Source organism: Mesorhizobium sp. M0909 (assembly GCF_040319515.1).
Taxonomy (GTDB): Bacteria; Pseudomonadota; Alphaproteobacteria; order Rhizobiales; family Rhizobiaceae; genus Mesorhizobium.
Genome location: NZ_JAMYOA010000001.1, coordinates 243,788 through 270,060 on the forward strand (window position 1 = coordinate 243,788; position 26,273 = coordinate 270,060).

At 63.5% G+C, this 26,273-nt stretch carries 23 protein-coding genes and 1 riboswitch; of the genes, 11 read left to right on the forward strand and 12 right to left on the reverse strand.

What is annotated here, in order from left to right; all coding sequences use genetic code 11:
* Window position 1 precedes the first annotated feature (1 nt).
* Together NKH83_RS01210 and NKH83_RS01215 are read right to left on the reverse strand one after the other, a co-directional pair.
* On the reverse strand, window positions 2-1,822 hold the full coding sequence (locus NKH83_RS01210) for an ABC-F family ATP-binding cassette domain-containing protein (protein ID WP_352801698.1): 1,821 nt from the start codon (window positions 1,820-1,822) through the stop codon (window positions 2-4).
* Window position 1,823: 1 nt separating this feature from the next.
* On the reverse strand, window positions 1,824-2,468 hold the full coding sequence (locus NKH83_RS01215; protein ID WP_352801700.1) for a thiamine diphosphokinase: 645 nt from the start codon (window positions 2,466-2,468) through the stop codon (window positions 1,824-1,826).
* 140 nt (window positions 2,469-2,608) lie between these two features.
* Window positions 2,609-2,723, forward strand: a riboswitch (TPP riboswitch).
* A 43-nt stretch (window positions 2,724-2,766) separates the two neighbouring features.
* Here NKH83_RS01215 and thiB point away from each other — a divergent pair.
* From thiB to NKH83_RS01235, 4 genes are all read left to right on the forward strand, one after another.
* Entirely contained in the window at window positions 2,767-3,780 is a 1,014-nt protein-coding gene (gene thiB / locus NKH83_RS01220; RefSeq protein ID WP_352801702.1) for a thiamine ABC transporter substrate binding subunit, read from the forward strand.
* A gap of 125 nt (window positions 3,781-3,905) precedes the next feature.
* Complete coding sequence (gene thiP / locus NKH83_RS01225; RefSeq protein WP_352801704.1) at window positions 3,906-5,525, forward strand: thiamine/thiamine pyrophosphate ABC transporter permease; 1,620 nt, start codon at window positions 3,906-3,908, stop codon at window positions 5,523-5,525.
* Window positions 5,522-6,313, forward strand: coding sequence for a thiamine ABC transporter ATP-binding protein (thiQ, locus tag NKH83_RS01230; RefSeq protein WP_352476124.1), 792 nt, complete (start codon window positions 5,522-5,524; stop codon window positions 6,311-6,313). The genes thiP and thiQ overlap by 4 nt, the downstream gene beginning before the upstream one ends.
* 254 nt (window positions 6,314-6,567) lie before the next feature.
* Window positions 6,568-8,037, forward strand: coding sequence for a M48 family metalloprotease (locus tag NKH83_RS01235; protein WP_352476125.1), 1,470 nt, complete (start codon window positions 6,568-6,570; stop codon window positions 8,035-8,037).
* Between the two features lie 13 nt (window positions 8,038-8,050).
* Here the strand turns inward: NKH83_RS01235 and NKH83_RS01240 are convergent, their stop codons facing one another.
* A complete protein-coding gene (locus NKH83_RS01240) occupies window positions 8,051-8,908 on the reverse strand; it encodes an RNA polymerase factor sigma-32 (RefSeq protein ID WP_352476126.1) in 858 nt (285 codons plus the stop codon).
* A 325-nt stretch (window positions 8,909-9,233) separates the two neighbouring features.
* On the opposite strand from NKH83_RS01240, the gene NKH83_RS01245 reads away from it, so the two are divergent.
* The 3 genes from NKH83_RS01245 (at window position 9,234) to NKH83_RS01255 (ending at window position 11,580) form a co-directional block, all read left to right on the forward strand.
* Window positions 9,234-10,007: an amino acid ABC transporter substrate-binding protein gene (locus tag NKH83_RS01245; RefSeq protein WP_352454874.1), complete on the forward strand. Its 774-nt coding sequence runs from the start codon at window positions 9,234-9,236 to the stop codon at window positions 10,005-10,007.
* Between the two features lie 122 nt (window positions 10,008-10,129).
* Window positions 10,130-10,810, forward strand: a complete 681-nt coding sequence (locus tag NKH83_RS01250; RefSeq protein WP_023721020.1) for an ABC transporter permease subunit — start codon at window positions 10,130-10,132, stop codon at window positions 10,808-10,810.
* Window positions 10,807-11,580, forward strand: a complete 774-nt coding sequence (locus NKH83_RS01255) for an amino acid ABC transporter ATP-binding protein (protein ID WP_352801706.1) — start codon at window positions 10,807-10,809, stop codon at window positions 11,578-11,580. The genes NKH83_RS01250 and NKH83_RS01255 overlap by 4 nt, the downstream gene beginning before the upstream one ends.
* Window positions 11,581-11,656: 76 nt before the next feature.
* Here the strand turns inward: NKH83_RS01255 and NKH83_RS01260 are convergent, their stop codons facing one another.
* The 5 genes from NKH83_RS01260 to NKH83_RS01280 form a co-directional block, all read right to left on the reverse strand.
* Window positions 11,657-12,238 carry a CarD family transcriptional regulator gene (locus NKH83_RS01260; protein WP_006327799.1) on the reverse strand — a complete coding sequence of 194 codons (582 nt, stop codon included), beginning with the start codon at window positions 12,236-12,238 and terminating at the stop codon, window positions 11,657-11,659.
* 368 nt (window positions 12,239-12,606) lie between these two features.
* Complete coding sequence (gene fdxA / locus NKH83_RS01265; protein WP_352801708.1) at window positions 12,607-12,945, reverse strand: ferredoxin FdxA; 339 nt, start codon at window positions 12,943-12,945, stop codon at window positions 12,607-12,609.
* A 148-nt stretch (window positions 12,946-13,093) separates the two neighbouring features.
* Window positions 13,094-13,480, reverse strand: a complete 387-nt coding sequence (locus tag NKH83_RS01270; protein ID WP_352801710.1) for an RNA-binding S4 domain-containing protein — start codon at window positions 13,478-13,480, stop codon at window positions 13,094-13,096.
* 12 nt (window positions 13,481-13,492) lie between these two features.
* Window positions 13,493-16,891, reverse strand: a complete 3,399-nt coding sequence (locus NKH83_RS01275) for a helicase-related protein (RefSeq protein WP_352801712.1) — start codon at window positions 16,889-16,891, stop codon at window positions 13,493-13,495.
* A 699-nt stretch (window positions 16,892-17,590) separates the two neighbouring features.
* Complete coding sequence (locus NKH83_RS01280; protein ID WP_352801714.1) at window positions 17,591-18,322, reverse strand: TetR/AcrR family transcriptional regulator; 732 nt, start codon at window positions 18,320-18,322, stop codon at window positions 17,591-17,593.
* Here NKH83_RS01280 and NKH83_RS01285 point away from each other — a divergent pair.
* Entirely contained in the window at window positions 18,309-19,508 is a 1,200-nt protein-coding gene (locus NKH83_RS01285) for an FAD-dependent monooxygenase (protein WP_352801716.1), read from the forward strand. The two genes, NKH83_RS01280 and NKH83_RS01285, sit on opposite strands and share 14 nt — an antisense overlap.
* Before the next feature lie 65 nt (window positions 19,509-19,573).
* Here NKH83_RS01285 and phbB read toward each other — a convergent pair whose 3' ends face one another.
* Both phbB and NKH83_RS01295 read right to left on the reverse strand, forming a co-directional pair.
* Window positions 19,574-20,299, reverse strand: a complete 726-nt coding sequence (gene phbB, locus NKH83_RS01290) for an acetoacetyl-CoA reductase (RefSeq protein WP_352666211.1) — start codon at window positions 20,297-20,299, stop codon at window positions 19,574-19,576.
* A 104-nt stretch (window positions 20,300-20,403) separates the two neighbouring features.
* Window positions 20,404-21,588, reverse strand: a complete 1,185-nt coding sequence (locus NKH83_RS01295; protein ID WP_254816500.1) for an acetyl-CoA C-acetyltransferase — start codon at window positions 21,586-21,588, stop codon at window positions 20,404-20,406.
* 278 nt (window positions 21,589-21,866) lie between these two features.
* On the opposite strand from NKH83_RS01295, the gene phaR reads away from it, so the two are divergent.
* Window positions 21,867-22,475, forward strand: coding sequence for a polyhydroxyalkanoate synthesis repressor PhaR (phaR, locus tag NKH83_RS01300; protein WP_254816501.1), 609 nt, complete (start codon window positions 21,867-21,869; stop codon window positions 22,473-22,475).
* Window positions 22,476-22,584: 109 nt separating this feature from the next.
* Here the strand turns inward: phaR and NKH83_RS01305 are convergent, their stop codons facing one another.
* On the reverse strand, window positions 22,585-23,031 hold the full coding sequence (locus NKH83_RS01305) for a hypothetical protein (RefSeq protein WP_352801718.1): 447 nt from the start codon (window positions 23,029-23,031) through the stop codon (window positions 22,585-22,587).
* Between the two features lie 101 nt (window positions 23,032-23,132).
* Here NKH83_RS01305 and NKH83_RS01310 point away from each other — a divergent pair, with 101 nt between their 5' ends.
* Complete coding sequence (locus tag NKH83_RS01310; protein ID WP_352801720.1) at window positions 23,133-23,786, forward strand: TetR/AcrR family transcriptional regulator; 654 nt, start codon at window positions 23,133-23,135, stop codon at window positions 23,784-23,786.
* Between the two features lie 42 nt (window positions 23,787-23,828).
* Here NKH83_RS01310 and NKH83_RS01315 read toward each other — a convergent pair whose 3' ends face one another.
* Window positions 23,829-24,977 (reverse strand): citrate/2-methylcitrate synthase, encoded by a 1,149-nt coding sequence (locus NKH83_RS01315; protein WP_352801722.1) that lies wholly within the window; start codon window positions 24,975-24,977, stop codon window positions 23,829-23,831.
* Between the two features lie 92 nt (window positions 24,978-25,069).
* Between NKH83_RS01315 and NKH83_RS01320 the strand changes: the two genes are divergently transcribed.
* Complete coding sequence (locus NKH83_RS01320; RefSeq protein ID WP_352801724.1) at window positions 25,070-26,158, forward strand: citrate synthase/methylcitrate synthase; 1,089 nt, start codon at window positions 25,070-25,072, stop codon at window positions 26,156-26,158.
* The last annotated feature ends 115 nt before the right edge of the window (window positions 26,159-26,273 follow it).

The following is a 26,273-nucleotide window of genomic DNA, read 5'->3' on the forward strand; positions in this document are numbered from 1 at the left end:
ATTACCCCTCCATCTCCTCGCGCAGCATCTCGAGTTCCAGCCATTCCTCCTCGAGCGCTGCCAGTGTGACGCGCTCCTTGTCGAGCGCGGCAATCGTCTTCTGGAACGAGGCCGGGTCGCGCTCGTAATAGGCCGGATCGGCGATATTGTTCTCCAGCCGCGAGATCGAGGCCGACACCGCCTCGATCTTCCTGGGTAAGGTTTCCAGCGCGAATTTCTGCTTGAACGACAGTTTCCTGGCCGGGCCCTTGGGAGCGACCGCGTCGCTCCTGCTTGCACCCGTCGCCTCGCTGGTCTCTGCCTTCGGCCGCGCCTTGCGGTCGTCCAGCCTGGTGCCGCCGCGCTGCGCCAGCATGTCGGAATAGCCGCCGGCATATTCGATCCAGCGGCCGTCACCATCCGGCGCGATGATGCTGGTCACGGTGCGGTCGAGGAAATCGCGATCGTGGCTGACCAGGATCACCGTGCCGGCAAAGCCGGCGACCAATTCCTGCAGCAACTCCAGTGTCTCCATGTCGAGGTCGTTGGTCGGCTCGTCGAGCACAAGCAGGTTTGCCGGCCGCGCCAAAACGCGGGCGAGAATCAGCCGTGCCCGCTCGCCGCCCGAAAGCTCGCGCACCGGCGTGCGCGCCTGTTCCGGCTTGAACAGGAAGTCTTTCATGTAAGAGACGACGTGGCGCTGTTCGCCATTGATGACGAGGTTCTCGCCGCGACCGTCGGTGAGATACTGCGCCAGTGTCTCCTGCGGGTCGACGGCCTCGCGCTTCTGGTCGAGTGTGGCGATCTCCAGATTGGTGCCGAGCCGCACCGTGCCTGCGTCCGGCTTCAATTCGCCGGTCAGCATCTTCAACAGCGTCGTCTTGCCAGCGCCGTTCGGCCCGACCAAGCCAACGCGATCGCCGCGCTGGATGCGGGTCGAAAATCCCTTGACCACGATCAGATCGCCAAAGCTCTTCTCGATGTTCCTGGCCTCTATCACCAGCTTGCCGGATTCGGCGGCGTCGCTGGCTGTCATCGTCGCCGCACCCTCGGCGCCGCGATGACCGCGAAAGCGCTGGCGCATGGTCTGCAACTCACCGAGCCGGCGCATGTTGCGCTTGCGCCGCGCTGTCACGCCATAGCGCAGCCAGTGCTCCTCGCGCACGATCTGGCGACCGAGCTTGTGCTGCTCGCGCTCTTCCTCCTCCAGCACCGTGTCGCGCCATTCCTCGAAATAGCCAAAGCCCTTGTCGAGACGGCGGGTCTGGCCGCGGTCGAGCCAGATTGTGGCGCGTGACACGCGCTCGAGAAAACGGCGGTCATGCGAGATGACGACCAGTGCCGAGGAGGTGCGGGCAAGCTCCTCCTCCAGCCATTCGATGACCGACAGGTCAAGATGGTTTGTCGGCTCATCGAGGAGGAGAATGTCGGGCTCCGGCGCCATGACGCGGGCGAGTGCCGCACGCCTCGCCTCGCCGCCGGAGAGGTCGTTCGGCCGTTCTTCGCCGGTCAGGCCGAGATGCTCCATCAGATAGGTGGCGCGATAGGGATCGTCGGCGGGCCCGAGCCCCGCCTCGACATAGGCGCGGACGGTCGCAAAACCGTCCATGTCGGGCATTTGCGGCAAGTAGCGCACGGTTGCCGAAGGCTGGCGGAAGACTTCGCCGTCCTGCGGCTCGATCAGCCCGGCGGCGATCTTGAGCAGCGTCGACTTGCCCGAACCGTTGCGGCCGACCAGGGCGATCTTGTCGCCAACTGAGGCCGTCAGGGCGGCACCGTCGAGCAGCGGCGTGCCGCCAAAGGTCAGCTTTATCCCGTCGAGATTGAGAAGCGGCGGTGCCATGTCAGCTTTCAGGTAAGGGAAAAGGATGCGCGAGCAGCAGCGCGCGGCCGCTGGCCAGCGCGATTTCCAACCGGCCCCTGACCTCGTTGGAAATGGTCAGCGACGAGCCGAACGCAACCTCGACGTGGTCGAGCGGCCATTTGGCACCGGTGACGCTCAGGCCGGCGAGATCGGAGAAGCCGAGCACCGAAAACAGCGTGCCGTCGGCATAGTCGAAGCCAGCCTTTCCGGGCAGCAAGGGAATGCCTTCCTGTGCGCCGCTGGTCAAAAGCACTTCCGTCCCGCCTTCCGCCAGCCGGACGCTCAGCGCCATATGCAGGAAGATGTGGTCGGTGCGTTTGCCGCCGAAAGCGCCTGCGATCACAAGGCTGGTCGCACCGCGTTCGAGCGCGGCAGCGATAGCGAGTTCACCGTCGGTCTTGTCCTTTTCGGCGGGAAACACCTGCCGTGGTACGGCGGCCAGATCCTCCGGCAACTCGGCAGGCACGGAATCGAAATCGCCGACCCAGAGTTCCGGCCTCAGGCCCAGCATACGGGCATGGCCGATGCCGGCATCGGCAGCGATGACGCGCGAGCCTTCGACCTGGCGGTCGAGCAGCGGCGTGCGGATGAGATCGCCGCCAAGCAGGATGGTGAATTTGCTCATATCTCGTGGCCCTTACCAGCCCTGCCCCAGAAACGGAAGAATGAAACGGAAGATGAAACGGCAGACGAAACGGAAGGCTGGGCTTTGGATGCCCGGCAAACTTCCGCTTGCGCAGCACTTCGGCCGGGCCTATGTGTCGAAACGCTCTAACGGGGTGCCGGACGCGATCTTCGCGGACCGGCTGAGAGGCAAGACTGCCAACCCGCTGAACCTGATCCGGTTTGTACCGGCGGAGGGATTAGACGTTTCGGACAGCCCGACGCCTCAATTCCTTTCAACGCGAACGAAGGAGGCGCCGATGCGCAGTTTTTTCCACTCTCTTGTCCCGATTGTCCTGCTTGCGGCATCCGCGCTCGCCCTGCCAGGGCAGGCATCGGCACAGGATAGACTGACCGTCTATACCTATGAAAGCTTCACCGCCGATTGGGGTCCGGGACCGGCGGTGAAGAAGGCCTTCGAGGCCGAGTGCAGTTGCGTCATCGAATTCGTCTCGGTCGCTGACGGCGTGGCGCTGCTCAACCGTGTGAAGCTGGAAGGGGCCGCCACCAAGGCCGATATCGTGCTTGGCCTCGATACCAATTTGACGGCGGACGCCAAGGCAACCGGCCTGTTTTCGCCGCATGGCGCCATATCGGATGTCAGCGTGCCGGGCGGCTGGCGCGACGATATTTTCGTGCCGTTCGACTATGGCTATTTCGCCGTCGTCTACAATACCGAAAAACTGAAGAACCCGCCGAAGAGCCTCAGGGAACTGGTCGAGGGCGATGCCGGAGAGAAGATCGTCATCCAGGACCCGCGCACCTCGACGCCGGGTCTTGGCCTGCTGTTGTGGGTCAAGTCGGTCTATGGCGACAAGGCGCCCGAAGCCTGGGCCAAGCTCAAAGCAAAGGTGCTGACGGTGACGCCAGGCTGGAGCGAGGCTTACGGCCTGTTCACCAAGGGCGAGGCGCCGATGGTGCTGTCGTATACCACGTCGCCGGCCTACCACATGGTCGCCGAAAACACCGAGCGCTACCAGGCGGCGTCCTTCGAGGAAGGCGAATACCTGCAGATCGAAGTTGCGGGGATCACCACCAAGGGCGCGAAGAACCCCCTGGCGGAAAAGTTCATCGCCTTCATGACCGGACCGAAATTCCAGGATGTCATTCCCGAAACCAACTGGATGTTCCCGGCCGGCAAGACCGACAAGCCGCTCAATCCGGCGTTCGACAAGCTGGTCAAACCGACCAAGACCTTGCTGTTCAGCCCGGAGGAAGTCGCGGCCCACCGCAAGGCCTGGGTCGATGAGTGGCTTGCGGTGATGAGCAAGTAGCTTTGGCCGATTGATCGAAGATGATCGCTCTACGGCGCCCCCCTCTGTCCTGCCGGACATCTCCCCCACAAGGGGGGAGATCGGACGGCACGGCGGCTTTCGCCAGTCGCCGATGGTGGTCTAGCGTGCAACGCGCACCATCATCTGACTCCCGCATCACCGCCGGCATCCTCGCGCTTGCGGCAATAGCACTTCTGCTCGGCGGAGCATTTGCAGGGCTGATCATCGAAGCCACACGCGACCCGTCCGGTGTCGCCTCCGCCTTCGATTCGTATCTCTTGCGTATCGTCCGTTTCACGCTCTGGCAGGCTCTGCTGTCGACCCTGCTCTCCGTCGCGCCAGCGCTGTTCGCCGCGCGTGCCCTGTCGCGGCATCCACAGTTTTTCGGGCGAGGCTTTATCCTGCAGCTTTTCGCCGTGCCACTGGCGCTGCCGGCCATTGTTGCTGCACTCGGTGTCTTGGCGCTCTATGGCCGCGCCGGCTATTTTGCCGGCACGCTGGGCGCGCTAGGCGGCCAGAGCTGGCCCGGCATCTATGGCCTGTCGGGCATACTCGTCGCCCATGTCTTCTTCAACCTGCCGCTGGCGACGCGGCTGTTCCTGGAGGCGTTGCAGACCGTGCCGGCCGACCAATGGCGGCTGGCGAGCCAGCTTGGCATGGGTGCTGCGCCGGCCTTCCGGCTGATCGAATGGCCGCCGCTGCGTGCGGCCTTGCCGGGCGTTGCCGGGCTCGTTTTCATGCTGTGCATCACCTCCTTCACCATCGTGCTTACGCTCGGCGGCGGACCCAGCGCGACGACGCTGGAGGTTGCCATCTACCAGGCGCTGCGTTTCGACTTCGACCCGGCGCGGGCTGTGACGCTGACCCTGCTGCAGATTGCCCTAACCTTCGTGGTCGTGCTGGCCTTGACGCGGCTTGGCGCCAATATGACCGGCGACGCCAATCTGCCGGTGGCGCCGCGCCGGTATTTTTCAGCCGGTGCGGCCGAGACCGTCCTGAACGCGCTGGTGATCGGGCTGGCACTGCTATTTGTCGCCGGGCCGATGGCGGCCACGCTGGCGGCCGGGCTTGGCGCCGATCTCGGCCGCCTGGCCGGCGAGAGCGCGGTGCGGCAAGCGACGGCGACCAGTGCCGTGCTGTCCGTCTTATCGGCGCTGCTCTCCCTGGCGCTGTCGCTGTCGCTGGTCATGGCACGCCGGGCGCTGGCGCTCACCCGGCGGACAGGCCGACGGACGGTGCTCGAACATCTGGCCGACACCGGTGCGGGGTTCGTCCTGGTGGTGCCGCCCATCGTCATCGGCGCCGGCTGGTTCCTCCTCCTGCGCACTGTCAGCGATGTCTTTGCGATCGCCCCTGTCATGGTCGTTGCGGTCATTGCGGTGATGGCGATGCCGTTCGCCATCCGCGCCATCCGCCCTGCCTATGACGCAGCGAGCGAACGCCACGAACGGCTTTGCGCACAGCTTGGCATCTCGGGCTGGAACCGGTTGCGGCTGATCGACTGGCCGTCGCTGCGGCGGCCGCTCGCCACCGGCTTCGCTTTCGCCATGGCGCTGTCGCTCGGCGATCTTGGCGTCATTGCGCTGTTCGGCAGCGATTCCGTGCAAACCTTGCCCTACCTGCTGCTGGCCCGCATGGGCAGTTACCGCACCGAGGATGCGGCCGGGCTGGCGCTGCTGCTCGGCCTTGTCTGCCTGGCGCTGGTGCTGACCGCGGACTGGATGGGAAGGAGGGAGAAATCATGATGCCGATCGGCCCGGAACGCTCCATTTCGGTGGAAAAAGGCGCGGCCGTGCGGCTCGATAATGTCTCGTTCAGCTATGGTGAAACGCCGCTTATGTTCGATGTCGATTTCCCGGCATCGGAAATCACCGCCATCATGGGGCCGAGCGGTTCGGGAAAGTCGACACTGCTTAATCTGGTGGCCGGTTTCGAGGCGCCACGGTCAGGCCGCGTGCTCATCGGCGGCGCCGACGTCAGCACTGCGCCGCCATCAGCGCGGCCGGTATCGATGGTGTTCCAGGAAAACAACCTGTTTGCCCATCTGTCCCTCGAGCAGAATGTCGGGCTCGGCCGCTCGCCTTCGCTCAGGCTGGGCGAGGCTGACCGCGCCGCAATCGCCGCAGCGCTGAAGCGCGTCGGCCTTGCCGGCAAGGAAAGCCGACTGCCGCGCGAACTCTCCGGCGGCGAGCGGCAGCGCGTCGCGCTCGCCCGGGTTTTAGTGCGCGACCGGCCGGTGCTGTTGCTCGACGAGCCGTTCGCTTCGCTCGGACCGGCACTGCGCGACGACATGCTCGACCTGGTGGCCGACGTCCATTCGGAGCAGCGCATGACGGTGCTATTCGTCACGCACCAGCCGGACGATGCGCGCCGTATCGGCCAAAACATGGTTTTCCTGGACGGTGGCACGGTTGCCGCGACCGGCACCGCCGCCGATTTTTTCGTTGGGGCTGGACCGGAGGCATTCCGACGCTATATCGGCTCGGGTCCGTTTGCGGCTGGATCACGAGATGTTGCCCGGAAGCGGACATAATTTATGGTCAAACCGGCGGAAGGCGAAGCGGCGCTTGCTTGCCATGGTCGAGGTAGTGTGGCTAGGTCCGCCAGGAACTGGTCCGGCTTAGACCGTGATTTGCCCTTGCTGCCTCGTATCTGTCGGACGCACGAAGGACGCCGTAGAACTTGATTTTGCGCGTGATGCTTTCCGGAAATCGCGCCCGATTTTCGCGGTCACGTCCCAGGACTTGAAAGGAAGCCGACCTGCCGACCGGCATCGACAATCGGAGGGTGAAACCGCTGGCGCGCTTTCTGGCGCTGGCCGGTCTTGCCGTGGCGCTGGCAAGCTGCCAGATGTTCACGCCTCCCGACGTGCAGGAATCGGGCTTCCAGCCCTCCGACAAGCCGATTACGGTCGACAATGTCGCCGCTAACAGCAGGCTCGCCGAACTGGCGAAGGCGCAGCACCCGCGCATCCTCGCCACCTATGGCGGCGAGTATTCCGACCCCAAGCTCGAGCGCATGGTGGCCAAGGTCGTCGGCAGACTGACCGTGGTGTCGGCCAACCCGACCCAGACCTACCGCATCACCATCCTCAACTCGCCCAACGTCAATGCCTTCGCGCTGCCGGGCGGCTATCTCTACATCACCCGCGGCCTGCTGGCGCTGGCCAACGATTCGGCCGAGCTTGCCGCCGTCATTGCGCATGAGATGGGCCACGTTACGGCCAATCATGGTCTGCAGCGCCAGCAGCTGGAAGCCGAAGAGGGGTTGGCGACCAAGGTCGTTTCGGACGTGCTCGGCGACAACCCGACGGCCAAGGCGGCGCTGATCCGCGGCAAGCTGAGGCTGGCCCAGTTCTCGCGCAATCAGGAGCTGGAGGCCGATGCCATCGGCATCAAGTCGATCGGCGAAGCCGGTTTCGACCCCTACGCCGCCGGCCGCTTCCTGCAGTCGATGTCGGCCTATACCGATTTCCGCTCGATCAGCGGCGCCACCGACGCCAGCCTCGACTTCCTGGCGACGCACCCCAACACGCCGCAGCGTATCGATCTCGCGCAGCGCCACGCCCGCCAGTTCGGCGCGCCCGGTGTCGGGTCGCGCGACCGCGATTCATTCCTTGCCGGCATAGACGGGCTGCTCTACGGCGACACGCCGGAGGAAGGCTATGTGCGCGGCGAAACCTTCCTGCATCCTGGCCTCGGCGTGTCGTTCTCGGTGCCCAACGGCTTCATCATCGACAATTCGGCGGCGGCGGTGACGGCCACAGGCCCGGGCGACATGGCAATCCGCTTCGACGGCGTTTCGATCGACAAGGACCGCTCGCTGACCGACTACATCCGCAGCGGCTGGGTTGCCGGGCTCGACGACAGCAGCGTGCGCCAGGAAACGATCAACGGCAACGAAGCGGCAACCGCGCATGCCGGCGCCGATGGCTGGCAATTCGATATTGCGGTGATCCGCGCCGGCGGCCAGGTCTACCGCTTGCTGACTGCTGCACCGTCTGCCAGCACCTCGCTGGGCACGGTCGCGCGCTCGGTCAGCGGCTCATTCCGCATCCTGAGTGCTGCCGAGAAGGCAGCACTGAAGCCACTGCGTATCCGCATCGTCACGGTGCGGCCCGGCCAGACAATGGGCTCCCTGGCCGCACAGATGGTCGGCGTCGACCGCAAGCTGGATTTGTTCAGGGTGCTCAACGCGCTCTCGCCGGGTGCTGCGGTTTCGGCCGGCGACAAGGTTAAGATCGTCACCGACAAATAGCAGCCGACGCGATTCAGGCCGCGAGAAATTCCGGATTCTGCTTTACCAGCGCCGCCTTGAGCTTTTCCATGGCGCGCGCCTCGATCTGCCGGACACGTTCCTTGGAGATGCCGAGCGTTTCGCCAAGCGCTTCGAGCGTCGCGCCCTCGTCGCTCAGCCGGCGTTCCTCGATAATCCTGAGTTCTCGCGCATTGAGAGCGCCGAGCGCCGTCTTCAGCCACACCGAGCGGCGTTCGACGTCGATCGTGTCGCCGACCACCTCATCGGGCAGCGGGTCATCCGAAACCAGGAACTCCACCCGCTCGGTTGCGCCCGCATCGTCGGCAAGCGGCGTGTTGAGCGAGCTGTCCGGCGCCGAAAGGCGGGAATCCATCATCGCCACATCGGCCTCCGATACCCCGAGAGCCGCCGACACTTCGCGGTAGAGCGTGGCATTCGACGTCTGCTCGGCGCCGTTTGCCAGGCGGGCGCGCAGACGCCGCAGGTTGAAGAACAGCGCCTTTTGCGCGGAGCTGGTGCCGCCGCGCACGATCGACCAGTTGCGCAGGATATAGTCCTGCATCGAGGCGCGGATCCACCATGTCGCATAGGTCGAGAACCGCACCTCTCGCTCGGGCTCGAAACGGGCCGCGGCCTCCAGCAGCCCGACATGGCCTTCCTGGATCAGGTCGCCCAGCGGAAGGCCGTAGTGGCGAAACCGCGACGCCATGGAAATGACCAGCCGCATATGCGCGACGGTGATGCGGTGCAGCGCGTGCTGGTCATTGTTTTCCTTCCAGCGCAGCGCCAGGAGATGCTCTTCGTCACGTTCCAGATAAGGGGCTTTCATCGCCGCGCGAACCATGGTCCGTCCTGCACTGTCTTCCATCATGCCGCGCTCCTGCTTCAGGCGTTGCGGTGCGATCGAATCGTGAGTTGGCGCCGATGGTTGAAATGGCGGCGCCGCGCCCTACAACAGCGAAGAACGTGCCATGCGGGGGAATGTTCCCCCGGACTGTCATGTCGATTGCGCTGTTCCAGGCGATTCGCCACCGGCCTTGACTCAGCCGGATGGCCCCGGGAACTGCTGGTTGAGAATTGGATTTCAAGGGCGCGAGATTTTTGAAATTTAGTTTCTTATTCCGGCATCGCGCATCTGTCATTTTCCGGCACTCGCAATGACGCCGGACATCGGCCAAGGACGGGATCACAGAAAAATGAAATGGCTCAAATCGCTCATCATCGCCGGAACGCTGCAGGTTCTGGCCATCGCTGCCGGTCATGCCGGCGCCAATCTCGACCAGATCAAGCAGTCCGGCGTCTTCAAGGTCGGCACGGAAGGAACCTATGCGCCCTTCACCTATCATGATGCTTCCGGCGCGCTCGTCGGCTTCGACGTCGAGATCGCGCGGGCCATCGCCGAGCGCCTCGGCGTCAAAGCCCAGTTCCTCGAAGGCAAATGGGACGGGCTGATCGCCGGTCTCGACGCCAACCGCTACGATGCCGTCATCAACGAGGTCGGCATCACCGAGGCGCGCAAGGCCAAATATGACTTTTCTGATCCCTACATCGCCTCCAAGGCGGTGCTGATCGTGCGTGGCGACAACACCGATATCAAGAGCTTCGCCGATCTCAAGGGCAAGAAGGCGGCGCAGTCGCTGACTTCGAACTTCGGCAAGCTGGCTGAAACCAACGGCGCCGAACTCGTCGGCACCGACGGCTTCGACCAGTCGATCCAGCTTCTTCTTACCGGCCGCGCCGACGCCACCATCAATGACAGTCTGTCCTTCCTCGACTTCAAGAAGCACAAGCCCGACGCCAATGTGAAGATTGCTGCGCAGGAGGAAAACGCCGACTATTCCGGCGTCATCGTGCGCAAGGGCGATCCGGAACTGGTGGCCGCCATCAATAAGGCGCTGGCCGACATCAAGGCCGACGGCACCTACAAGAAAATCGCCGACACCTATTTCGGCCAGGACGTTTCGAAGTAAAACGGCTTTCTCGTGTGGGCCGAACGCCGGCCCGCGTCGTTCATACCGCGGCGAGCTGTCTTTTGACGGCCCGCCGCTTTCGCGTGATGTGAGCGACGGCAATCTGGCAAGGAGGAGCCTTCGTGCCGCACTGGCTGCAACTGATGCTGGAATCCCTGCCTACGCTGCTGTGGGCCGCACTGATCTTCACCGTGCCGTTGACGCTGCTGTCGTTTGCATTCGGTCTTGTCCTAGGCCTGGTTGTGGCGCTTGTCCGGCTGTTCGGTCCCAAACCGCTGGTCGCCGTGGTCCGCTTCTACGTCTGGATATTCCGCGGCACGCCGCTTCTCGTGCAACTGTTCCTGATCTTCTACGGCCTGCCATCGGTCGGCATCCTGCTCGACGCCTTTCCGGCAGCACTGATCGGCTTTACCTTGAACATCGGCGCATATTCGTCGGAAATCATCCGCGCCGTCATCGGTTCGGTGCCCAAGGGTCAGTGGGAAGCGGCCTATTCGATCGGCATGACCTGGGCCCAGGCAATGCGGCGCACCATTCTTCCACAGGCGGGGCGCGTCGCCGTGCCGCCGCTGTCCAACACCTTCATCTCGCTGGTCAAGGACACTTCGCTCGCCGCCGCCATCACCGTGCCGGAGATGTTCCAGGCGGCCCAGCGCATCGTCGCCACCACCTATGAGCCGCTGATCCTCTATGTCGAGGCAGCGGCTCTCTATCTGGTCATGAGCTCCGTGCTGTCGGCCTTGCAGGCGCGGCTGGAAACGCGGCTCAACCGTTATGGCGGCTTCCTGGAGGCGCGCGCATGATCGGCCTCACCAACATCGAAAAGCGTTTCGGCGACAATTTGGTGCTGAAGGGCGTGACCGTCACCATCGAGGAAGGCAGCGTTACGGCGCTTGTCGGGCCCTCGGGCGGAGGGAAGAGCACGCTTTTGCGCTGCATCAACCTGCTCGAGCTGCCGACTTCAGGCACGGTGCGGATCGGCGACGATGCACTCGAGTTCCACCCCGGCGGCAGGGTCTCGACCAGGGATATCCAGCGGCTGCGGCTGCAGACCGGCATGGTGTTCCAGAATTTCCAGCTGTTTCCGCATCGTACTGCGATCGAGAACATCATGGAGGGGCTGGTGACGGTGCTGAAATGGCCCAAGGAGAGGGCGCGCGAACGGGCGCTGGCCCTGCTCGAAAAGGTCGGCATGGCGCACAAGGCCGATGCCTGGCCGGCGACGCTGTCAGGCGGCCAGCAGCAGCGCGTAGCGATTGCCCGGGCTCTGGCGCCTTCGCCGAAAGTCCTGCTCTGCGACGAGCCGACCTCTGCACTTGATCCGGAACTGGCGCAGGAGGTGGTCGACGTGCTCGGCAAGCTCGCCAGCGAGGGCACGACCATGGTGATGGCGACGCATGATCTGCGGCTCGCCTCGAAGATCGCGCGGGAAGTGGTGTTCCTCGATGCCGGCAACATCGTCGAACAAGGGCCGGCCGCGGTGTTGTTCAGCAACCCCGAGCGCCAGCGGACCAAGCGGTTCATCGCCACGCTGAAGCAGGAGGCGGAAAGGGAAGGCGGCGGCAAGAGCTAGAATGGCCATTACCGGTCCGCCAAAACAAAAAACCCGGCGCGAGGCCGGGTTTTTCTGAATTCGAAGGCGAAAAGGCTCAGGCAGCTTCTTCCTGCTCGGCTTCCTCATTGTCGGCCTTGGCGCCGCGCTTGGGGCCTTTGTTGAGGTTCACCTCGATGAGGCGAACCGCTTCGGTCTCCGACATGCGGTTGACGGCCGCGATCTCCCGGGCCATGCGGTCGAGGGCCGCCTCGTAGAGCTGGCGCTCGGAATAGGACTGCTCCGGCTGGTTGTCGGCGCGATAGAGGTCGCGCACCACTTCCGAGATCGAGATCAGATCGCCGGAGTTGATCTTGGCGTCATATTCCTGGGCGCGGCGCGACCACATGGTGCGCTTGACGCGGGCGCGGCCCTGCACGACCTTCAGCGCGCGCTCGACATAATCCTCTTCCGACAGCTTGCGCATGCCGATCGAGGTCGCCTTGGCGACCGGCACCTTGAGGCGCATCTTGTCCTTCTGGAAGTCGATGACGAACAGCTCCAGCTTGTGGCCCGCGACTTCCTGCTCATCGATCGAGACGATCTGGCCGACACCATGCGCCGGATAGACGATGTACTCGCCGGTCTTGAAACCGTGGCGCGCTGCGGTGGACTTCTTCTGCGGGGTGATCGTTGCCATTACGCCCTGAACTCCTTGTTGTGGTACCGGCATCGTGCCGGCCCGAACTCGTGCGACCGGGGTGACCGGTCCTTAGCCACACAACGATGAACTCACCGGAAAGGCCAGGACCGGCAAATCGCAACATTGCGACCGCCTGCCCCAGATCGCTCTGGTCCGGATTGAGAAATTCACCTTTCAGTGATTTGGGGCGTTTGCGCCATAAATCGACGTTGTGTCACCGGCATGTTTGGCTGATATAACACAAAAAGTCGGAAGAATCAAGGTTTTGCTGCACGCGCGAAGGCCACGCGCCGTCGCCGCCTGTCAAGGCAGTTAATGTATCACGTCTGTTAAGCGGCGTCAGGCCGCCGCAGCTGGCCGGCTCGTCAGTCGCCTTCGCCGGGCTCGGGGGAGAAATATTTCTCGAACTTGCCAGTTTCGCCATCGAAAGTTTTAGCGTCGGCCGGCGGCTCCTTCTTGGCGGTGATGTTGGGCCATTTCTCGGCATATTCGGTGTTGATCTGCAGCCATTTGTCGAGGCCCGATTCGGTATCGGGCTTGATCGCGTCGGCCGGGCATTCCGGTTCGCAGACGCCGCAATCGATGCACTCGTCCGGGTGGATGACGAGCATGTTCTCACCTTCGTAGAAGCAGTCGACCGGACAGACCTCGATGCAGTCCATGTATTTGCATTTTATGCAATTGTCGGTCACGACATAGGTCATTGGTCGGCTCCGGGACGTCCCATTTTGTTGGGCTTTTTTGGTGAGGTAACGCCTTTGTCCGCTGGTGGCAAGGGCGGCCCCTGCCAGCGGTGCCGCGGTTTCCGGAATGAAATTCCGGAAGGCCGGCAAAGCGGGCGTTCGACCTTGCTCAATCGTCGCCGAGCAGGTGGTCGGTCCGGCGGCGCTCCTTCTTCGTCGGGCGACCGCTGCCGGCCTCGCGCAACGGCGGCACCGCATCCGGAAGCCCCTCGCCCTTGGGCGCGGCGGGCGGCGACATGTCCTCGTAGAGCAGGCGGGCCTCTTCTGCCGGGCCACGCCGTACGCCGGTGCCAAGGACTTTCCAGACGAAGATCCGCCGCTCCAGCGTGATGGTCAAAACGTCGCCCGGCCGGACCGTATCGGAGGCCTGCGCTGCTTTGTCGCGATTGATGCGGACGCGTCCGGCGAGGACCAGCCTGGCTGCCAGCGTGCGCGATTTTACCGCGCGCGAGAAGAACAGCCACTTGTCGATGCGCTGGCGGGCATCAGTGACCATTGGACGAGCAGCTTACTTCTTCAGCTGGTCGCGCAACGCGGCGAGCTTGGCGAAGGGCGAGTCCGGGTCGAAGCGGACCGGGCGTTCCTCACGCGGTTTCGGCTGGAAGGCGGGCTTTGCGCCTTGGGCGCTGCCTTTGCCGTCCTGCCGGCCAGCCTTCCAGTCGGGCCGGTTTTCGCGCCGGTCGGGGCGTTCACCTTGCGGCTTGCCGGCGTGCTGCTCTCCAGCCTCGCCTTGCGGTTTAGGCTTGAACTTGCTACGGTCGAAGCGCGGTTTGCCGGCGCCGACACGCGGGTCGTGGCGCCCCTGACGGGCGGGCCGGTCGCCTGGCGTCGGTTGCCCGCCGGCATCTACCGGCGCATCGCTGCGGCTGTCCGGCGCAGCTTGACCATTGCGCGCGCGATTGCCCCGTTGATTGTCCCGTGGGCGGTTGTCATGCTGGCGATGACGCGGGCGCTGGTCGAAACGACCCTGCCGCCACAATAGGATAGGTTTTGGCTCCTCCGCCTCCGGGGCAGCGTCGTCGGCGACTGCTTCCGCCGTCGCTGCAGGTTCGGCCGGCGATGCTTCCGTCGTTTCGAAGATCGGCGGCTCTGCCGGTGCCGTAGCCTCAGTTTCCGCCCCAAGTTCCGCCGCCCTTGGCTCAGCCGCTGGTTCTGCAGCCGCTTCGGCGGCGGGCAGGGTCTCTTGCGTGACTTCTGCCGCAGCTTCAGGGGCTGGAGCTTCCGCGACAGGCTGTGCCGCCGCTTCGGTCACAGCTTCAGCCGCCGCCTCCGCAACGGGAGCCGCATTCGACACGGGTTCCGAAGCCTCCGCCGGCGGCTCTGCCGCGGCAGATGCTTCCGCCATCCTCGCCTGCTCGACTCGCGCAGCCTCTTCCGCCGCCAGCTTTGCAGCAGCCGCTTCACGCGCGGCACTGTCCTGTGCTTCGAGCCGCGCCTTGACCTCGGCTGCCGGTTTGGCATCGGCGCGATAGCCGAGCCCCTTCAGGATTTCTTCCATGTCGTCGGCGGTGGCGCCGAGGATCGACATCATCGGCGGCGTCACCATGAAGGACTGGCCGTCATAGGCGCCGTCGGGGCGAGGCCCGAGGCCCGGCTTCCAGTTGGTCGCCGGCCGGATCAGGTCGGCCAGCCGCTCGAGAATATCGACGCGTACAGCACGCCGGCCAAGATTGCGGTAGCCGGCAAGCTTGTAGAAGGTCTTGTCGAACGTCGGATCGATGACCACCGAGGTGCGGCCGGAGGCCAGTGCGTGAACGACATCGCCGAAGCCGGGCTTGTCCTTGCCGTCGTTTCTCAGCGCCCACAGCAGCGTGATCAACCCGGCCGGCGCCGGCTTGATCAGCGCCGGCACAAAGACATGGTAGGCGCCGAAGCGCACGCCGAGGCGGCGAAGCGCCGCGCGGCCTTCCTGGTCGAGCGACTTCATCTCGTCGGCGATGTCGCGACGGTTGATGAGGCCGAAATGCTCGACAAGCTGGAAAGCGATGCCGCGGCCGATGCCGGTGATCTGCTCGGCATTCTTGAGGTCGACCAGCGGCTTCAGCAGGGATTCGATCTGGAAATTGACGAAGCGCTCGGCGCGCGCCGCAACCTTGTCGCGGGCCGGACCGGTGAGCTGCTCGTCGGCCAGCAGGACAAGACGCGGCTTCAAAGCGTCTTCGCCGGCGACCAGCGTGCCGATCGGCGCGCCGATCCAGCGCAGCGTGCCATCCGAACCCAGGGCGATGTCGCCATTGGCAGAGGCGCCGAAGCGCTCGGCCCGCGCCTCGAACTCGGCGGCAAGCGCCTTCTGCGCCGCCGCCCGCACCGCCTTGGCGTCCTCGCCGCCGGCGCTCTGGTCGGCGGTAAAGCGGAAACCCTGCAGCTCGCCGACATGATGGCCTTCGACGAGGACGGTTCCGGTTGGGCTGATTTCGGCTTCAGGCATCGTGTTTTCTCTAAGGCGCCGCATGAGGACGGAAGTCCTGCGGTCTACAAAACGTTTCGTCAACCGCTCATGCAGCGCATCCGACAATCTGTCTTCGATTTCGCGCGTCTTTTCCTGCCAGTGTGCCCGATCGGCCAGCCAGCCGGGCCGGTTGGAAACGAAGGTCCATGTGCGGATCTGGGCAATCCTGTGCGACAGCGTGTCGATGTCGCCTTCGGTGGTGTCGGCACGGCGCACCTGCTCGGCCATGTAGTTCTCGTCGACATGGCCATGCCTGGCAAGGTCCATGTAGATGGAGGCGATCAAGTCGGCGTGCTGGGCCGGCGCGATCTTCCTGTAGTCGGGCAGCGCGCAGGCTTCCCACAGCAGCGCCACGCGTCTGGCATCGGTGGTGAGTGCCCGGACGTCCTCGTCGCGCGACAGATGCTCGAGCGCCTGCGCGTCCACGGCCGGCAGTGCGCGCGTCAGGCCTTCGACCGGGGCGTTGGTCTCGATCGAGCGTTTCAGCGCATCGAGGTTGGCGAAATCGAAATGCGCGGTGCGCCACTGCAGCACTTTCACCGGGTCGAAATCATGCGCCTCGATTTTCTGGATCAGTTCCTCATCCAGCGGATCGACCTGGCCGGTGACGCCAAAGGTGCCGTCGCGCAGGTGCCGGCCGGCGCGGCCGGCAATCTGGCCGAGTTCGGCCGCCGTCAGGTTGCGGTACTGGTAGCCGTCGAATTTGCGGTTCTGGGCGAAGGCGACGTGGTCGAGGTCGAGGTTGAGGCCCATGCCGATGGCGTCGGTTGCGACGAGGTAGTCGACGTCGCCCGACTGGAACAGCGCCACCTGGGCGTTGCGGGTGCGCGGGCTGAGTGCGCCGAGCACGACGGCGGCACCGCCTTGCTGGCGGCGGATCAGCTCGGCAATGGCATAGACCTCGTCGGCCGAGAAGGCGACGATCGCGGTGCGCCGTGGCAGGCGGGTCAGCTTCTTCGAGCCGGCATAAGCAAGATGCGATAGCCGTGGCCGGGTCACCACCGACACGCCCCGCAGCAGGCGCTGCAGGATGCCGTGCATGGTGGCCGCGCCAAGCAGCAGCGTCTCCTGGCGGCCGCGCAGATGCAGGATGCGATCGGTAAAGATGTGGCCGCGTTCGAGATCGCCGGCGAGCTGGACCTCGTCGATGGCAACGAAGGCGGCGTCGGTCTCGCGCGGCATCGCTTCCACGGTGCAGACCGAGTATTTCGCGCCAGCCGGCTGGATCTTTTCCTCGCCGGTGATGAGCGCAACCTTATGGGCGCCGACCTTCTCGCAGACGCGCGCATAGACCTCGCGGGCAAGCAGCCTGAGCGGCAGGCCGATGACGCCGCTTTCATGCGCCACCATGCGTTCGATAGCGAGATGGGTCTTGCCGGTGTTGGTCGGGCCGAGCACGGCCGTCACGTCTCGGCCGGTCAGGATCAGCGGTTCAGTGTGTTTCGGATGGATGTTCATCGGCCTGGAAATAAGGCTCTCCGCCTCGCATTGTCGGGAGCGCGCCCATATTGGCCGCGTATGACAGGCGACACATAGGGATTTCGGGCGCGAAGCGAAAGCGGAATGTGCCGAGGGCAGGCCGATTGGTCGCTTCAAAGCCAGAAAATCTGTTTCCGATTAACAGTTGGAACGAGTCTGGAACGAATCAGCGACGAATCACTGACTCGCGCTGATTCAGGGTTTGTTCACGGCTACATCTGGGTTTTCTGCCGGCGTACCTCACCACATGCTGAATCACGGAAACTGGCCCGATTCATGCAGGCGGCATCCAGGCGAGCACCACGGTTAACCTTTGCCGGTGAATGGTCGTGGCTGGCCAATCTGCTTCGCACAACATTATGAAATTATTGATGTTTCCTAACGCGCTTTAATCATTCTGAGGTGTTTTCAGCTGTCGTCGTTAACGTTCCGCTCAAAGCCGGAACGAATCGGCGACGAATCAGAGATAGCCGAAGTTTCTTGGTTTGTTCACCGCAACATGTTGTGTTGTGAACATCTTTTCCACCGAGAATCCACAGGCTGCCGGGCGGTTTTTGCACAGGCTGCGCAGCGGCCATTAACCTTTGCGTGCTGGTTCGGCACACACCGCCGTCATGGCCATCGGTCGGCGCACTTGCCGCATGAGGCTCAGACTCGGCCCCACGCTGAACGGCTTGTTCAAGGCACATCCTCTCCGACGGCATAGCGCTGCAATGTAGGGCCGACGGTCTGGATGATTTCGTCGTGAGACAGGGCGACGACCGGTGGTAGGCGCAGCAGGTAACGGCACATCGCCAAACCCAGCAGCTGGCTGGAAATGAGCCCGGCCCGCCGGCCCGCATCGGCGGGATCAGCGACCGCCGCAACCAGTGTCCTTACCTGGTTGGCAAATACATCGCGCAACTTTTCGGCGGCGAATTCGTTCGACGTCGCCGACCGCAGCAGAATTGCCATGCCGGTACCGTTGGCCGGATCTTCCCAGATTTCGAGAAATCGCCTGATCAGTGTCTTGCCGATGGCGGTTCGATCGATCACGCGCAGTGCCGGCAATTTCAGGTCGACGACCGCCGCTCTGGCGAATAGCTCGTCCTTGCTGCGGAAATAGCGGATCACCATGGCCGGATCGATCGAGGCATGGGCGGCGACGTTGCGGATGGAGGCGCCGTCATAGCCGTGCTTGGCGAACAGCAGCCTCGCGGCTTCGAGGATCTGGGCGCGGGTGCGGTCCGACTTGCTGGTTTTCTTCTGCTGATTCTCGCTCATGAAATCCATATGCCAACGGCTGTTGACAAATGCAATGGCTTCGGCTAGAAAGTCAACATGTGTTGATAAATGGAGAGAGAAAATGTTGCCAGATAAAACGGAAGTCCTGATTATTGGCGCAGGCCCGACCGGCTTGGCGCTGTCCATCGTGCTGCACCAGGCCGGGATCGACCATGTTCTGATCGACAGGCTTGGGGAGGGCCTTCAAACCTCGCGGGCCGGCGTCATCCACGCTCAGACGCTGGAAGCGTTGGAGCCGCTGGGCGTCAGGCAGCGGCTGAGCGAACTTGCCCTGAAGCTGCAGAATTTCGCCATCCGAGATCGCAGCCGGGCACTGCTCAAGCTCGATTTCGGAAAGCTTCCGTCGAGGCATCCATATCTGATGATGCTGCCTCAGAATCTCACCGAGCAGGTGTTTGCCGAGCGGATTACGGCCCTGGGCGGCGTGATCCACCGCATGGTCGAGGCCAAAGCGGTGGTTCAGGACACTGACGGTGCGCGCGTGACGGTGGTCGAAAACGGCCGCGAGAAGATCATATCGACACGTTACGTCGTTGGCGGCGACGGCATGCACAGCCTAGTGCGCAACTCGGCCAGCATAGAGTTCGACGGCGCGGCCTATGAGGCGTCGTTCGTTCTCGCCGACGTTCGTCTCGACTGGCCGGTTGGGCCAACCGAAGTGTCGCTGTTCTTTGCGCCAGCCGGACTGGTGGTGGTGGCGCCGCTCCCAGACGGATCGTACCGCGTCGTCGCGACAATGGACGATGCACCGGAAAAACCCGCAGTCGCAGACATACAGGTGCTGCTCGACAGCCGTGGGCCGACCAAAGAAAGAACCCGCGTGCTCGACCTGTCGTGGAGCTCGCGGTTTCGCGTGCATCACCGCTTGGTCCGGTCATACCGCAAGGGCCGGTTGTTCCTGATGGGCGATGCCGCGCACGTGCACAGTCCGGCGGGAGGGCAAGGCATGAATACCGGCATCGTCGACGCGGTCGTGCTTGGCCAATTGCTTGGCGACGTGGTGAACGGCGTGCGCCCCGAAGCGGAGCTCGAACTCTATGAAACGCTGCGACGCCCGGCAGCCCAAGAGGTGCTTGACCTGGCTGGCATGATGACCGGCATGGCACTTACCCGCAGTCCGGTGAAGCGGTTCGTTCGCAACCTCGTACTATCGGTGCTGAACCTCACACCATTCCTGAAGCGCCGCATCGCCTTGAAGCTGTCGGGCCTCAGTCGGGCGCCGCTTGCCCGTCTGCCGGCACCCGCGTGCGAGGCAGGTTCAATTACCCGAACCCAGCCTGAAGCCAGCCCAGCGCTGAAGCTTGCCGCGTGACAGCCCGGTTATCTGCCCGTACCTGCCGTCGGGCCGGTACGGGGGCATCCGCGACATCCCAAGCCTCAGCTAATGTACTGGCCGCCATTGGCTGAAATGGTCGAGCCGGTGATGAAACCGGCATCGTCGGAAGCGAGGAAGACGACGCAGCGCGCGATCTCCTCCGGCTCGCCGAGACGGCCGACCGGGATGTGCGGGATGACACGCTCGTTGAGCACCTTCTCGTCCATCGCCTTGACCATCTCGGTGGCGATATAGCCGGGGCAGATGACGTTGACGGTGATGCCGGCGCGCGCGCCTTCCTGGGCCAGTGCCTTGGTGAAGCCGATGTCGCCGGCCTTCGAAGCCGAGTAATTGACCTGGCCGACCTGGCCTTTCTGGCCGTTGATCGAGGAGATGGTGATGATGCGGCCGAACTTGCGGTCGCGCATTCCACCCCACAACGGATGCGTCATGTTGAAGACGCCGGAAAGATTGGTGTCGAGGACCTCTTTCCATTGCTCGCGCGTCATCTTGTGGAACATCGCGTCGCGGGTGATGCCGGCATTGTTGACCAGCACCGAGACGGGACCGAGATCGGCCTCTATCTGTTTGATGCCGGCGGCGCAGGCCTCGTAGTCGGCGACCGACCATTTGTACACCGGGATACCGGTCGCGGCCTTGAACTTTGCCGCCGCTTCCTCATTGCCGGCGTAGTTTGCGGCCACCGAATAGCCGGCGCTCTTCAAAGCGACCGATATCGCCGCGCCGATGCCGCGCGACCCGCCTGTGACGATTGCAACCTTTGTCATGTGTCCTCCCGGGAAATGCAGATGACTGAGCGTTGAAGCGGTCGGGTTTGCCCTCCATTCCCTACTCGCTTTGCGCCAGTATCCTACTCGTATCGCTTATCTCATCACAATGCTTCCACGCACATGGCAACGCCCATACCGCCGCCGATGCACAGCGTGGCAAGACCTTTCTTGGCACTTCTGCGGCGCATCTCGTAGACCAGCGTGTTGAAGATGCGGGCACCCGAGGCGCCGACCGGATGGCCGATGGCGATGGCGCCGCCATTGACGTTGACGATCGCCGGGTCCCAGCCCATATCCTTGTTGACGGCGCAGGCCTGCGCGGCGAAGGCCTCGTTGGCTTCGACCAGATCGAGGTCGCCGACCGACCAGCCGGCCTTGGCCAGCGCCTTGCGCGAGGAGGGGATCGGTCCCGTCCCCATGATTTGCGGGTCGACGCCGGCGGTCGCCCAGGAAACGATACGCACCAGAGGTGTGATGCCGCGCCTTGCGGCTTCCGCTTCGGTCATCAGCACCACGGCTGCGGCGCCGTCGTTGATGCCGGAGGCATTGGCTGCTGTCACCGTGCCTTCCTTGTCGAACGCCGGCTTGAGTTTGGTCATGGCATCGATTGTCGCGCCGTGGCGGATGTATTCATCCTGGTCGACGACGGTGTCGCCCTTCCTGCCCTTGACTGTGAAGGCAACGATCTCGTCCTTGAATTTTCCGGCTTTCTGCGCGGCCTCGGCCTTGTTCTGGGAAGCCAGTGCGAACTGGTCCTGGTCGTCGCGGGTGATCTGGAACTGGCGAGCGACGTTCTCCGCGGTGTTGCCCATATGATAGCCGTAGAAGGCATCGGTCAGGCCGTCCTTGATCATGGTGTCGATCAGCTTGAAGTCGCCCATCTTGACGCCACCGCGCAGATGTTGCGCATGCGGAGCCATCGACATCGATTCCTGGCCGCCGGCAACGATGATCCTCGCGTCGCCCTGGGCGATCTGCTGCATGCCGAGCGCGATGGCGCGCAAGCCCGAGCCGCAGAGCTGGTTCAGGCCCCAGGAGGTAGCCTCCTGCGGCACGCCGGCGGCCATAGCCGCCTGCCGCGCCGGGTTCTGCCCTTGGGCCGCGGTCAGGATCTGGCCGAGAATGACCTCGTCCACCTCCTTGCCCTCGACGCCGGCACGGACAAGCGCTTCCCTGACGGCGACCGCACCCAATTCATGGGCTGGCGTGTTGGCGAAGGCGCCGTTGAAGGAGCCGACAGGCGTGCGCGCTGCACTGGCGACAACGATGGCGTTGGAAGCGGACATGTTCTTCTCCAGGCTTTCGGGGAACGATTTCGGGTGCCGTCGGGGACTTTTCTTGCCCTTTCCACAACCCGAGTCAAACCCGAAATAGGCATGGCGTCCCACTGCCGCAAGCATGCCGCCCGTCGCTGCAACGGCGGCCCGTCCGTGCTGCGCAGCATAAAATATTCCCGCACTGCACAAACTGCTTGGATTCATGACGCTTTTGCGCATATCCTTTAAAAAGGCGCAATCGTTACCGGCGGCTTACTTAAGCTGCCCGGTGTCCGGGGAGGATGCAGATGGCCGCAAAAGACGAACCTATTGTTATCAAGAAATATGCTAATCGCCGTCTCTACAATACGGGCACCAGCACCTATGTGACGCTCGAGGATCTCGCTGAAATGGTCAAAAAAGGCGAGGACTTTACTGTCCAGGACGCCAAGACCGGTGACGACATCACGCATCCGGTGCTGACCCAGATCATCTTCGAGCTGGAGAACAAGGACGGGCAGAACATGCTGCCGATCCCGTTTCTGCGTCAGCTCATCGCCTATTACGGCGACCAGATGCAGATGATCGTGCCGAGCTTTCTCGAGCAGTCGATGCTGGCCTTCTCTAAGGAGCAGGAACGCTTTCGCGAACAGATGAAAGATGCGCTCGGCAAGTCGCCGATGGACATGATGAAGATCGCCACGCCGATCAAGGTGCTGGAGGAGCAGACGCGGCGCAACATGGAAATGTTCCAGAACGCCATGCGGCTGTTCACACCGTTCCCGCCTGCGGGCTCTGCGCCGGCAGCAGCGCCGGCCGAACCGGCCAGGAAGGAAACACCGGAAAAACCCGACGACCTTCAGGAACTGAAGGAGCAGATCGCCGCGATGCAGCGCAAGCTCGACACGATGTCCTGACTGCCGGCTAGCGAAGTGCCGGCCGAAACTTCCTTCAGCAGACCGTGTGATAAAACATCTTCGTCTCGAAAGGCGGAGATGTCATCCATGCTATGCTTCGTGGCATGCTCTATTTCGTGGTCACCGTCACCAGAGCGGTAACAGGTTTGCCGTCTACTAGAATGGGCCGGTGATGATCATCGGCAAGAAGCACGCCGATTACGTGTCTGCCGGCGGCATTCTGGCAATGGCCGAAACGGGCCTTGATAAGGTCACCGCCAAAGTCGCTGTTCATGCTGTTGTACGGCTTGCCGGGGATGTTGCAGGTGTCTCCGTCGGGATCGATCTTCATATGCACGTGGCCGCATTGGCTGATTTCCCCACACTCACCCGCAGGGAGCAGCCTGAAGTTGCTCCTGACGACGACGCCTATCGCCTTCTCAGGAGCATTGCCCAGTTCGACAACTGAACCTGCGGTCGGCCAGGCGATTTCCAGGGTGGGCCGATCCTCGGCCTCGGCAGACACGAGCGACAATAAGGAGAAAGCGAGGGCAGTCGTTGCGGTGATGCGAAACATGGTAACCTCCGTTGCGATGTAAACATTGATTACATACGCAGCGCTCGAACGCAAGGGAAATAATCAGTGTTTACATTCCGCTCTCGTGCTATTTGGCTGAGATGACCAAGACTACTGATTCCGACGAAGCCGGACATGCCAAGCGATACCATCATGGCAATCTTGTCGAGGCCTTGATCACGGCAACCGTGGAGATCATCGAGGAACGGGGAGCCGAGCATGTCTCCGTACGCGAAGCCGCAAAACGTGCCGGCGTTTCACCCGGCGCACCATTCCGGCATTTTCGATCGAAAACAGCGTTGCTAACCGCGGTCGCCGAACAGGCCATGGATCGGCTGACAGAGGCTGTTGCCAAGGCGCAGTCGAAAATCGGCAGCGCAGATCCCATTGAGGCTTTCGAAGCAATCGGACAAGGCTATCTGGAATGGGCAATTACCAACCCCACGCATTTCCAGATCATCAGTTCCAGAACCCTAATTGATTTTGAAGCGTCGGACAGCCTTCGTCATCAGAATGAGGCTATTCGGCGGAGGATGATCGACTTGCTGACGCAAGCGCAACAACACGGTCGGCTTGCTCCCGACACCGACTTTGATCATCTTGTGCTTGCCGCGCGTGCACTCGTGTATGGGTTGGCACGCATGGCGCTCGATGGTCATTTCCGGGAATGGCATCCGTCCGAGCCGCCAGCCCTGGCCGCGCAGCGGGCTCTCCGACTTTTCATGAGCCGTATGACCATTCCATCTAAAGCTTAAATCCGCCAGCACCCAAAAAAGGGCCCGGGATTGCGCCGCCAGCTAATGGAACTCCGGCAGCGGTCCCTGGTAGCGGGCGCGTGGCCGGATCAGGCCGTTGCTTGTCACCTGTTCCACCGCGTGCGCGGCCCAGCCGACGCTGCGGCCGAGCGCAAACAGACGGAACGGCGCATCGGACGGCAAGCGGAGGCTGCGCGTCAGCGCAGCCAAGGCGAAATCGACGTTCGGGCGCATGCCCGTTGCCGCAAAGGCCGCATCGCAAAGCCGCAGCAGCCCATCATCGACATCGATAGCGGCCAGCAAAGGTTCGGCGCGCGGATCGCCTTCGGGATAAAGCGGATGGCCAAATCCGGGCAGTGGCATGTCGTGACCGAGCCAGCGTCCGACGGCCGCCTCCGGCCCCAATCTCTGCGCATCCTCACCCAATATCATGACGGCCTCCGCGGCGGCGCCATGGCGCGGACCGGAGAGCGTGGCGAGGCCGGCAAGCAGGCAGGCCGAAACAGGTGCGCCGGTGGACGCGGCGACCCGTGCGGCGAAGGTCGATGCGTTCAATTCGTGATCGGCCAACAGTACGAGCGAGCGGCGGATCAAGTCTGCGCCGGCCGCATCGAGCGACCATCCCCGCGCCAGCCTTTCGTGCACGGCACCGGTTCCGGGAATCGCGCCGAGCGCCTGGGCCAGGGCGGCGATGGCGCCGGCCGCATCGTGGTTGAGCGAAGCTGATCGGCGGCCGAGCGAAGGCCGGCCGTTGGCCGCCAACGCGGCCAATTCCACGAAGGCGGCCGGCCGGCCAGTTGCGCCGTTGCCGTCGCGGCTCGCCGAGACAAACGACACTGGTGCGTCAGATGCCCAAAGCAGGTTTGCGGTCTGCTCCAGCGTGGCAGCCTCGCAGAGAGCAACCGCATCCTGGCCGCGATAGATGAGGCGGCCGTGCAAAACGGTCGAGATCGTGGTGGCTATCGCCGGCTCACCCCAGGCAATTGCACTTTCGGCGATGGCCTGGGGATTTCGGCCGCGCGCCCGGCGGCTCGCCAGCGCCGCGATGTCATCGGCGCGATACTGGCTACGGCGTGGATCCGCCCCATCCGGCCGCATGCCGATGCGTCCGCGGCTGACATAGGCATAGAGCGTCTGGGCCCGCACCTTGAGACGCTCCAGGGCCTCGTCCCGCGTCAGCCACTCCGTCATGTGAGTCCTGTCATGTTGATTCTGTTGATCAAGATTGATGATCCAGCCGCCAACCCTTATCTACCGCGCGGAAAGGGTCAAGGAGAAAACCAATGGCGAATGGGCTCGATGATGTGGTGGCGGCGGAAACGGTGCTCTCCGATGTTGACGGTCTTGGCGGCCGCCTGACCATCCGGGGCCATTCGTTGCCCGAACTGGCAGGCCGCTGGAAATACGCCGAGGTGGTCCATCTGCTGTTCGACGGCTTTTTCGACGATTTTCCCGACGACAAGGAGCTGGCGAACGCGATCGGTCGGGCGCGCAGCGAAGTGTTCGGGCAGATCGAACCCTTGCTGCCGTTTCTCGCATCCCTCGATATCTACAGCGCGATGCGCGCCGGCATTGCGCTGCTGCCGGACGGCGGCAAATTGCCGGACGCGCTGCGGCTGGTTGCAGCACCTGCCGTGCTGACGCCGGCCTTGCTGCGCTTGCAGCGCGGCGAAAGCCCGATTGCGCCCGATAGCAAGGCCGATCATGCCGCCGACATGCTGCGGATGCTGACCGGCATTGCGGCCTCGCCCAAATTGGCGAAGGCGCTCGATGCCTATCTCGTGACGGTTTGCGACCATGGCCTCAACGCATCGACCTTCGCCGCGCGCGTGGTCGCTTCGACGCAGGCCGGGCTTACTTCGGCGGTGCTGGCCGGGCTCGGAGCGCTCAAGGGGCCGCTGCATGGCGGCGCCCCAGGTCCGGTGATCGAGATGCTGGATGCGATCGAGGCGCATGGCGACGCCGCCGGCTGGCTGCGTGACGAGATCGGGCGCGGCCGGCGCATCATGGGCTTCGGGCATCGCATCTACCGCGTGCGCGATCCGCGTGCCGACGTGCTGAAAGCGGTGGTGCGGCAACTCGGCGCCAAGGGCGAAGCCGGCCACCGGCTGGCGTTTGCCGAGAGCGTGGAGCAAGCGGCGCTCGAAGTGCTTCGCATCGCCAAGCCGTCGCGCTCGCTCCAGACCAATGTCGAGTTCTTCACAGCACTTCTGCTGGAAGCGGCGGGCTTTCCGAAAGAGGCGTTCACCAACGTCTTTGCTGCCGGGCGCGTCGCCGGCTGGATTGCCCATGCGCGCGAGCAGCAGACGAGCGGACGGCTGATCCGGCCGCAGTCGCGCTATATCGGGCCGGTCCCAGACCTCGTCGCCTGAGGATTTTTCCCTCGCATACTTGCGGAAACCGGTCGCAATAGTCGGTGCCGGACACCTCTCTCCTCGAGAGAAGAGAGGTCCTCATGACAAAAATTTCATGTCATTGCTCCACACA

What these genes read in the sequence shown, in the direction of transcription:
- NKH83_RS01275 (WP_352801712.1), bottom strand. Translation starts at nt 16,891, where the DNA reads ATGAACATCCATCCGAAACACACTGAACCGCTGATCCTGACCGGCCGA.
- NKH83_RS01315 (WP_352801722.1), bottom strand. Translation starts at nt 24,977, where the DNA reads ATGACGGAGTGGCTGACGCGGGACGAGGCCCTGGAGCGTCTCAAGGTG.
- NKH83_RS01305 (WP_352801718.1), bottom strand. Translation starts at nt 23,031, where the DNA reads ATGTTTCGCATCACCGCAACGACTGCCCTCGCTTTCTCCTTATTGTCG.
- thiQ (WP_352476124.1), top strand. Translation starts at nt 5,522, where the DNA reads ATGATGCCGATCGGCCCGGAACGCTCCATTTCGGTGGAAAAAGGCGCG.
- NKH83_RS01310 (WP_352801720.1), top strand. Translation starts at nt 23,133, where the DNA reads ATGACCAAGACTACTGATTCCGACGAAGCCGGACATGCCAAGCGATAC.
- phbB (WP_352666211.1), bottom strand. Translation starts at nt 20,299, where the DNA reads ATGACAAAGGTTGCAATCGTCACAGGCGGGTCGCGCGGCATCGGCGCG.
- thiB (WP_352801702.1), top strand. Translation starts at nt 2,767, where the DNA reads ATGCGCAGTTTTTTCCACTCTCTTGTCCCGATTGTCCTGCTTGCGGCA.
- NKH83_RS01320 (WP_352801724.1), top strand. Translation starts at nt 25,070, where the DNA reads ATGGCGAATGGGCTCGATGATGTGGTGGCGGCGGAAACGGTGCTCTCC.
- fdxA (WP_352801708.1), bottom strand. Translation starts at nt 12,945, where the DNA reads ATGACCTATGTCGTGACCGACAATTGCATAAAATGCAAATACATGGAC.
- NKH83_RS01215 (WP_352801700.1), bottom strand. Translation starts at nt 2,468, where the DNA reads ATGAGCAAATTCACCATCCTGCTTGGCGGCGATCTCATCCGCACGCCG.
- NKH83_RS01255 (WP_352801706.1), top strand. Translation starts at nt 10,807, where the DNA reads ATGATCGGCCTCACCAACATCGAAAAGCGTTTCGGCGACAATTTGGTG.
- NKH83_RS01245 (WP_352454874.1), top strand. Translation starts at nt 9,234, where the DNA reads ATGAAATGGCTCAAATCGCTCATCATCGCCGGAACGCTGCAGGTTCTG.
- NKH83_RS01280 (WP_352801714.1), bottom strand. Translation starts at nt 18,322, where the DNA reads ATGGACAGCGCCAAGCCGGTCGGGCCTGCGCCAATAATCAGGACTTCC.
- NKH83_RS01295 (WP_254816500.1), bottom strand. Translation starts at nt 21,588, where the DNA reads ATGTCCGCTTCCAACGCCATCGTTGTCGCCAGTGCAGCGCGCACGCCT.
- NKH83_RS01270 (WP_352801710.1), bottom strand. Translation starts at nt 13,480, where the DNA reads ATGGTCACTGATGCCCGCCAGCGCATCGACAAGTGGCTGTTCTTCTCG.
- phaR (WP_254816501.1), top strand. Translation starts at nt 21,867, where the DNA reads ATGGCCGCAAAAGACGAACCTATTGTTATCAAGAAATATGCTAATCGC.
- NKH83_RS01260 (WP_006327799.1), bottom strand. Translation starts at nt 12,238, where the DNA reads ATGGCAACGATCACCCCGCAGAAGAAGTCCACCGCAGCGCGCCACGGT.
- NKH83_RS01240 (WP_352476126.1), bottom strand. Translation starts at nt 8,908, where the DNA reads ATGATGGAAGACAGTGCAGGACGGACCATGGTTCGCGCGGCGATGAAA.
- NKH83_RS01210 (WP_352801698.1), bottom strand. Translation starts at nt 1,822, where the DNA reads ATGGCACCGCCGCTTCTCAATCTCGACGGGATAAAGCTGACCTTTGGC.